1 pseudogene is annotated in these 1,847 nt (G+C 70.5%); it reads right to left on the reverse strand.

Going from position 1 to position 1,847, the window contains the following annotated elements:
- Positions 1-1,511: 1,511 nt before the first annotated feature.
- Positions 1,512-1,847 (reverse strand): annotated as a pseudogene (locus ACFU6I_RS11475) (hypothetical protein); the annotation flags it as partial.

Raw genomic sequence — 1,847 nt, forward strand, 5'->3', positions numbered from 1 at the left:
CCGCCGCCGGACTGGGTGGGGGTGGCGGCCGAGGCGGCCGGGGCGCCTGCGACGGTGCCGGCCACGACTGCGGCGCCGGCGGCGAGCATGCCCATGGAGAGCTTCTTGGTCTTGGTCATGCGGGCGAACTTCGTGGACATCGCGGTGAACTGCATTCGGTAATTCCTCTTCCGTCGGGGGGTGATGCCAAGAATTGTTAATCGAGAGGAAATCCTGGGTCAATGCCCCCCTTTTACTAAAGGGTTTCGTACTGGGTGCCGGAAATGATCGGGGGAGGTGCCGTCGAGGCTGCAAGTGGGGTCCCTGTGGGTCTACTATCCGGCTTCGGAGTGATGGCGGTCACGTGGCCCACCCCACACGGCAAATGCCTCAAATCGGCACAAGAGTGGCGCGGGTCACGTGGTCTGCGTCATATAAAGGGCGCCCTATTCGCTCACCGTAATGCCGAATAAACGCACTGTATTGATGGTGGTGCGGTGATTACCGGCGCGAATCCGAGGGGAATCCCGACCGGGCGGCCGGCGTGTGACCGACCGGGTGGCGGCGCATGACGGGGGGCGGCGCGCGGCGCGTGCCGCCCCCCGTACGGCAGGGCTGGTCCGGTGTCGCGCGGCCGTGTGCATGGGCTTGGCCGGGGGAGACCTGTGAAGCCCGGGTGGCAGGGGGCGGGCGGATAGCGGTGTGCCGCAGGGCCCGGGGGACCGCGGTGCCCGGTGCGGTTGCGTCAGCTGTTCGCGCCGCCGCCCGGACCTGCACCACCGAAGGCCGCCCCGGGCGGCGGGGGACCCGACGAGCACCGTCAGTGGCCACCCGGGCCACGCCGGGTATCGGCCCACCTCCCGTCTGTGTGGGCACAGACCCCGCACCCGCCAGGCGATGGCCGCCCCGCCCCGGCGGGGTCACCGCAGGCCCCCCGGGGGCTGAGGAGCTGCCGGCCCGGTGCACCTGGCTTTGGCCACGAGATCGAGCAGCACCTCGGCAGCGGTCCGGGCGTCACTCACCGCTGACGCGGCATCGGATTGATTGTTCACGAGTTTCGGTTCCGGCTCAGTCTCTGTGGAGCGGCCACGCACCGTCCGCCGGCGCCGGGCCGCGCCGAGGCGACCGGTTTCCACCCCGCAATGAGGAACCGGGGCCCAGGACGGGCAGCTGGTTGCCACAGGTACGTGAGGTCCTGGCTCCGGGCGGGCGCCCGGACGGAAGAGGGACACGAGCCGCCGGCGATCCCCGTTCGAAAGAACCGGCCCCGTCGCGTACGACGCTGCACAGACCCTCCTGCAGGAGTTCACCGGTTTGACCCTGGGCATCGGCGGGCCAGGGATCGGTTGTGCCCGCACACCGTTCGAGCCGGATCCGGCGGAGCCGGCCACGTGAAGGCGATGCCGGCCCGGGACCGCCGGCCGGCGGGGCACCGCACGCAGGGAGAAAGAGGAGCAGCGAGGACCGAGGTGGACCGGCCCTCGCCGCAGCCCGCACGCACACCGGAAACTGTGCTGCGTATCGCTACGCCATCAGGCAGCGCAGTACGCGAACGCCACTGCGCCAAGGACGTCGGCGGTGGGATTGCCGAAGGCGACAGTCCAGCTGTCGCCGAAGGTATGGGTGGTGGTCTGGAGACAGGCACCCGGAACAACTCCGTAGCCCGAGCCCCACCCGCCGGAGACAGCCGTCCGGCCCGCAGGGCAGACGGCCGTACTCTCCACATGAATCCCGCCCGCAGACACATTCACGAGGGGTCCCTGCCATTGGGTGAGGCCGGCGATACCGCTAGGGCCCCGCTCACCCTGCTTGCCCTGCGCACCGGGTGTGCCCCGCTCGCCCTGCGCACCGGGCGTGCCCTGCTGGCC

This window comes from Streptomyces sp. NPDC057486 (assembly GCF_042802415.1).
In the GTDB taxonomy this organism is placed as follows: domain Bacteria; phylum Actinomycetota; class Actinomycetes; order Streptomycetales; family Streptomycetaceae; genus Streptomyces; species Streptomyces yanii.